The sequence below is a fragment of the Synergistaceae bacterium genome (assembly GCA_031272035.1).
In the GTDB taxonomy this organism is placed as follows: Bacteria; Synergistota; Synergistia; order Synergistales; family Aminobacteriaceae; genus JAISSA01.
On sequence record JAISUO010000071.1, the window covers coordinates 1 to 5,884 of the forward strand.

Annotated in this window: 5 protein-coding genes; 2 read left to right on the top strand and 3 right to left on the bottom strand. The window is 59.1% G+C overall.

Annotation, left to right across the window (positions count from 1 at the left end; all coding sequences use genetic code 11):
- The 3 genes from LBR61_08845 to LBR61_08855 form a co-directional block, all read right to left on the bottom strand.
- Positions 1 to 722, bottom strand: a 722-nt coding sequence (locus tag LBR61_08845) for an Rpn family recombination-promoting nuclease/putative transposase (protein MDR1732180.1), incomplete at its 3' end; no start/stop codon positions are given.
- Between the two features lie 143 nt (positions 723 to 865).
- Positions 866 to 1,111, bottom strand: coding sequence for a hypothetical protein (locus LBR61_08850; protein MDR1732181.1), 246 nt, complete (start codon positions 1,109 to 1,111; stop codon positions 866 to 868).
- Positions 1,112 to 1,121: 10 nt separating this feature from the next.
- Positions 1,122 to 2,102 carry a hypothetical protein gene (locus LBR61_08855; GenBank protein ID MDR1732182.1) on the bottom strand — a complete coding sequence of 327 codons (981 nt, stop codon included), beginning with the start codon at positions 2,100 to 2,102 and terminating at the stop codon, positions 1,122 to 1,124.
- Positions 2,103 to 2,376: 274 nt separating this feature from the next.
- Between LBR61_08855 and LBR61_08860 the strand changes: the two genes are divergently transcribed.
- Positions 2,377 to 4,569: a TerB N-terminal domain-containing protein gene (locus LBR61_08860; GenBank protein ID MDR1732183.1), complete on the top strand. Its 2,193-nt coding sequence runs from the start codon at positions 2,377 to 2,379 to the stop codon at positions 4,567 to 4,569.
- A 74-nt stretch (positions 4,570 to 4,643) separates the two neighbouring features.
- On the top strand, positions 4,644 to 5,882 hold the full coding sequence (locus LBR61_08865) for a hypothetical protein (GenBank protein ID MDR1732184.1): 1,239 nt from the start codon (positions 4,644 to 4,646) through the stop codon (positions 5,880 to 5,882).
- Positions 5,883 to 5,884: the final 2 nt, after the last annotated feature.

Sequence of the window (5,884 nt, forward strand, 5' to 3'; positions counted from 1 at the left end):
GGTACGGTTTTTATGGCCTTCATTTTGTATACCTCCCTCAGCTTCGGATTGATTTTTGCGTCATCCAGCCAGAGTATCCGCCTTGTGAAGTCCAAGATACAGTTCTGATCTTTGAGACTGTATTCCTGTTCGGATATCCGGTTCAAAATCTCCCACGCATACCGCTCCCGCAGCGCAGGGTCATCTCCCGCATCCAGCGACAGACGCCCTGCAAGCATCACCTGCGCGAATGGCCGTCTGTCCTTTCTCAGTTCTTCCAGATTCCTGCTCGGCAGGTGGAAGGTTCTATACTTCACCGACACTTCAAAGCCATAACACGAATCAAACCAAAATCCCATATCCGGGGAATTTCCCGTGAAGATCGCGAACCCCGTCGTCAGATTGTGGCGTTTCAGTTCTTTCAGACGCACATACGTTTCGACCATGCGCAGGGCGAAATCTTCGTCCGTATCGTGCTGTTGTTCGATAAACAGCGCCAGATCTCCATTTTTACCTTCTTTCAGGGGAACGTCAAACAGAACATCCAACACCCGCATATCGTTGTCTGAATCCGCGTCGGACTTTTGCAGTTCCACCCCTGTCGTGCCTGTCAGTTCCCTCGTCAGGTCCATATCAGCCGCGAGGTCCGGCATAAAATATTCTATCGCGCTTCGCCCTCCGTTGGTGAGGGCTTTTTTCCAAGCCGTATCTCTCCACTTATGGGGTTTTTTGTTCTCACTCATTTGTTTCGCAGTTCGCCATCTCTCGTCAGTCTCGTTTGGAGGTCAAAATCTGCCACCGTTTCCTGCCGGTCATACCAATTTGAAGTAAAAGGCCTAAAGTTAGAATAGCTAAAAGCAATGATATTCAAACATTAGCCTCTTCATTAACACTCAGCTGAAAGCAAATTGGTATCATTGGCCAGCTCCCGAATCCGCTCCGGCGACAGGCCCGTAAGTTCCGCGACGGTATCCGGCGCAAACCCGCCCCGCGCCAGCATGTTGCGGGCAACTTTTTCAATACCTTCTTCAATACCTACTTCACGGCCTTTTTCAATGCCTTCTTCAAGACCTTCTTCTCTGCCTTGCCGTGCTGCTATCTGGGAACGTGTTTGGGCTTTTTCCTTAAACATGTCATCTGCCTCACTGCGCCAGCTCCCGAATCCGCTCCGGAGGCAGGCCCGTAAGCTCCGCGACGGTATCCGGCGCAAATCCGCCCCGCGCCAGCATGTTGCGAGCAACTTTTTCCATGCCTTTTTCAATGCCCACTTCAAGACCTTCTTCGCGGCCTTTTTCAATGCCTCTTTCAATGCCTTCTTCAAGACCTTCTTCTCTGCCTCGCCGTGCTGCTATCTGGGAACGTGTTTGGGCTTTTTCCTTAAACATGTCATCTGCCTCCTTAAATTCCGAATATCCGCCGTACAGTTCCTCAAACAGGTCCTGTGCGTATTCCAGCACGGTTCCGGCGTCCGCCGCGCTCAGCAGGTCGCTCCGTATCGCACGATCGACCACCGCGTCCATCTCATTCAGAAGCTCCATCGTCCCCACCGCAAGTTCTCTGCGCCTTTCGGACGTCCTCGCCGCGGTCACGCGCTTTCTGAACTTCAGCAGACAAAACGGCAGCAAAAGCCACAGTTTCTTTTCTTCCAGCTCTTCAATATCGTGGTCCGGAAACTTGAAGATCTCCACCTGATAATCGTAGCGCCCTCCGTCCGAAAATTCCAGCGTAAGAACCGCGGCATCCGGCGTTTTTCCCGTCGTCTCCCAGGCAATGACCTTCGCTCTCGGAAATTTTAACGAAAAATTCCACCCGTCCTCCGACGCCCTTTTGGTCCGCAGCGCCTCTCTCCAGCCATACTCGAAAACCCGAAGGGCGATGTTCTCGTCGTCCCGAATCTGAGCCTCAAGATGGTACGTCCTTCCATCAATCACAACCAGCATATCCGACTGCCTTTTCCGCAGGTTCCGCGAAACGCTTTCCGTATTGGGGTACTCGACCCCGCTGTCCGCAGGGTGGCTCGTCCCGAAAAGTCCGTTTATAAACTGCACCGTCGCTGCTCTTGACAGATGCAGCAACCGCTTCAGCAGAAGGTCAAAAATCTGCCGTATTTCCCGTTTTGCCATAAATTCACTCGCCTTTCCTTCGCCATTATACAAAATTTTTCCGGACGGGAAAGGCATTGAAGGGTAGTGACAGCCCGCAAAATGAGGAGGCGCAAAACGGAAGACGCCCAAAATCGTGAGATGGCGCTGTTGATCAGGGTTAAATTTCAGGAAAAATACGGGTATTTCCGAACGGGTATTTTATAATAGTTCGAGAGTATAATTTTTCCTGAGACTTTGCGGCAGTGTGCAGGGTATTTTTATCATATCCGGCTTATCCGACGGAGGGTGGAACGTGGTCTATCTGGTTATAGGAATTGTGCTCTTCGTCGCAGTGGGGACCCTGATTTCCCAGCGTTCGCGGCACCAGTCGGAAACCTCCGAGGTTCAGCCGGTCCTGCCCGGAGAAGGGGCTTCCACCTCCGCGCCTGCTTCGGAGGCAGAGGTTGGGGATTCCGTTTTGCTTTCGCCCCCGACGGCCGCCCCGCCGACAATCCCCGAGCCCTCTGAGACGAAGCCCGCTCCTCCACCGGCGGCCCCCATTCCGGCCCCCCCGTCTGCGCCGGAGGAAGAGAGCATCCCTCTGAAACCCCTTCTGGCGGCGGAACCGATAAGCTCACCCAGCACTCTGGCCTCGGCCACCTACTCGTCCGCGGCGCCTCAGGCGCTGTCCTCCGAGTCGCCCTATGGCTTTGGCGTTTCCGAGGAGACGAAGCTCAAATCGAAGCCCGAACCCTCCCTGCTGCGCTGGAGCGGGCGGGCGGGCACAATCCAGGTGGGAGAGCTGACGCTGCGGGGAGCTGTGGCCTACTGGTCCAACGGGCCCTCCACCACCCCGGAGCCCTCCTGCATCGACATCACCCTCCCCGTGGAATTTTCAGCGGAGGGAGCCGACGTTTTCGCCGCCGCCGAGGGAGCGTCCTCCTACGCCGACATGACGCCCGGGCAGCGGGGCGCGTACATCCGGTGGCTGGCGGGCGGGCGCATTCAGCCGCCGGCCCACCTGTCGCAGCCCGCGCTCTGGATCTTCGGTCTGGAGCGCCGCGTGCTGGTGGACCGGCTGGACGTCACCATGTGCATTGGAGAGGCCTTCCGGCTCCTGCCCCTGCTGCGATGGGACGCCCTGCGTCTGAGCCTCGTGAAGTTCATCACCTGGATGGCCGCGAAGGCCTGGCTGCCCGAGGATCAGCTGATGGTGTTCATCCGGGCCATTCCGCAGGTGCCCGTGGAAATCCTGAACATGCTTCTTCGCCCTTACGCCGACGCGAAACTCGCTCTCCCCTCCCTGATCGCCTTCACGGTCATGAGGGCCTCCTCCATTGGTATGCAGAACAGCGGCCCGGCCCCGTCGGTTCCCTATTCGGACGAGCTGCTGACCCGCTTCGCCGCCATCTACAAGTCGAGGTGCAAGGGCGGCATCATCCTCACGAAGCCGAAACACTCTGCCTACGTGGCCTACGTTCCGGCCAATCCCTCCCTGGCCGGAGACAAAAACGCCGTGGGGGGCGTTCTGGAGCTTCCGGACTTCTTCCACGACCTGACGGACTTCGAGCCTCTTGTCACAGCCTGGCGCGCCTTCCTGAAGGAGGTAGGGCCCTCTCTGCCTCAGACGTCCGGCGCGCCTCAGGCCGAACCTCCCGTTACCGCCATCGAGGAGGTCGAAGGCCGGCCCGACTGGCCGCTGTTCGTGCAGGGGCTTCAGGGCGCGAGTCCCGCGAGCTCCGCAGGTTCCGAGGCGGAGCCCGCGCCCTACGACTGGAACAACCCGGCCGTCACGGACCTGGGGGCCCTGGCGAACCTCATGGGCCTGGGCGGCGAAGAGGCGTCCGGCGGGATTCCGGAACCCGAGGCGGAGCCCGCCGCGGACCGGCCGCGACCTCCCAAACCTCCGGCGTCAGACCGGAAAAAAATTGCGGACGCCGCGCGACTGGAGGGTTTCATGCTTTTGCCCGATCCGGGAATCTCCGGAAAGGAATATCATTGGGAGGATCCTGTGACCGTGGTGCCTGTGGAGCCCGGGACGAAGATCTCTCAGGATTTCAACGCCGCCGCGCTGCTTCTGGAGTACGCCTCGGCCCTGACCTCCCCTGCCGCTCCGGAGGAGGCGACGGAGTGGCGAAAGCGCCTGGAGGAGCGGATGGACGAATATTTTTCCCTGTCCTCCGACGACCACGCAAGGCTCAGGGCCCTTTCCGCCGTGCTGGGACGCCACGCGGCCACCCCGGAAAATCTGGGAGAATGCCTGGGGTTTTGGCTCTCCCGGGAGCAGCGGGCCGTGGTGCGGGATCTTCTGACGGGTCTGACGGCCATGCCCGGACTGACGGAGGAGCGCCTTAAAGACTTTTCCAGAGCCATCTGCACCTCTCTGGAGCTGGCCAGAGACGATCCCCCGCCCCTCTCCGGCGAAGAACCCGGAACCCCTCTTTCGCCTCTGGAGCTGGGACTGAAGACGGCGGAGGTTCTGGCGGGCCTTTTCAAAAAAGACTGATAGCAAAAAACAAAACAGCTTCAATATATGGTTTAATAAATGAGGTTGAATCTGTTTTTCTGGAGGACGCGCGGATGCTGGAATACATCATAGTGGCGGACGATTACACGGGAGCCGCGGAAACTGCGGCGAAATTCATGAACGGCGGGTATCGGCCTGCCATTACGCTGGACATCGGCTCCCTGGGGGCCATGAGCGGCTACCCGGCGGTGGCTCTGGACACGGAGACGTTTTTCTCTCCTCCGGAGGTGGCCGCCCGAAAGCTGACGGGGGTGGGGCGCAGTCTGCTGCCCTGGAAGAACAGCGCAACGATTTTCAAGCGAATAGAGCCCGGTCTCAGGGGCAACGCTGGCCCGGAGGTCTGCGCCATGTCACGGATTCTGGGGTTCGACTGGGTTATCGTGGTTCCCGCCTTTTCCAGAGGTCGTCGTTCCATTGAAGAGGGAACGCTGTACCTTGACGCTCAGGACCAGGAAAACATCCCCGCCCTCATCCCAACCACAACCCGATCCGCCACGCTGGAGGCCATGGTGGGAGCCCTGAGCCGGGAGGGAATGAATCCGAAAGCGGTCACTCAGGAGGACATTCGGGAGGGTCGGGTTTCGGAGATCGTGGCGAAGAAGGGCTGTTTTTGTTTCGACGCCGAGACGGACGAGGACCTGAAGATGATTGTGAAGGGGGTTCTGAAGCTGACCCCGGCCCGAAACGTTCTCTGGGTGGGGGCCATGGGGCTGGCCGAAGCTCTGGCCACGGCGCCCCGGCCCTTTGTTGTGGTGGTGGGAACGGCGCACCCCCGAAGCATTCGTCAGGCCCGTCAGCTTCTGGAGCAGGCCATGGTTTCCCCGGTACAGCTCACCGCCGACGTTCTCTCTCTCGACGCGGAGACCATCGCGGCCGCCCGGGCCCGAGCCACCAGCGAGGCGGAAGAACTTCTGCGCTGCGGTCAGTCCGTCCTTCTGGCGGCCACCATCAACGAGCGCTTCGTTCGGGGGCAGTACCCCAATGACGACATAGACGCCTTTTTGGGTTTTCTGGCGGACACGGTTCGGGAAATTTTGGGGCGGGTGCGGATCGGCGGGCTTTGCGTCACCGGCGGAGACTGCGCCGTCCGGATTTTCCAGAGGGCCCGGGCCGAGAGCCTCATCATGCTGGAGGAAATTCAGGAGGGGATTACCCTGTCCGAGATGAAGGGCGGCACCTTCGACGGTCTGCGCATGATCACCAAAAGCGGACAGCTGGGCGGAGAACGCGCGCTGGTCCACTGCATGGAATACTTCCTTCAGGATATGCAGGAACATCAGGAGCACCACTGAAC

Bases quoted from the DNA above. Each gene is read 5' to 3' on its own strand.
- LBR61_08850 (MDR1732181.1), bottom strand. From the start codon at position 1,111: ATGTTTAAGGAAAAAGCCCAAACACGTTCCCAGATAGCAGCACGGCAA.
- LBR61_08855 (MDR1732182.1), bottom strand. From the start codon at position 2,102: ATGGCAAAACGGGAAATACGGCAGATTTTTGACCTTCTGCTGAAGCGG.
- LBR61_08865 (MDR1732184.1), top strand. From the start codon at position 4,644: ATGCTGGAATACATCATAGTGGCGGACGATTACACGGGAGCCGCGGAA.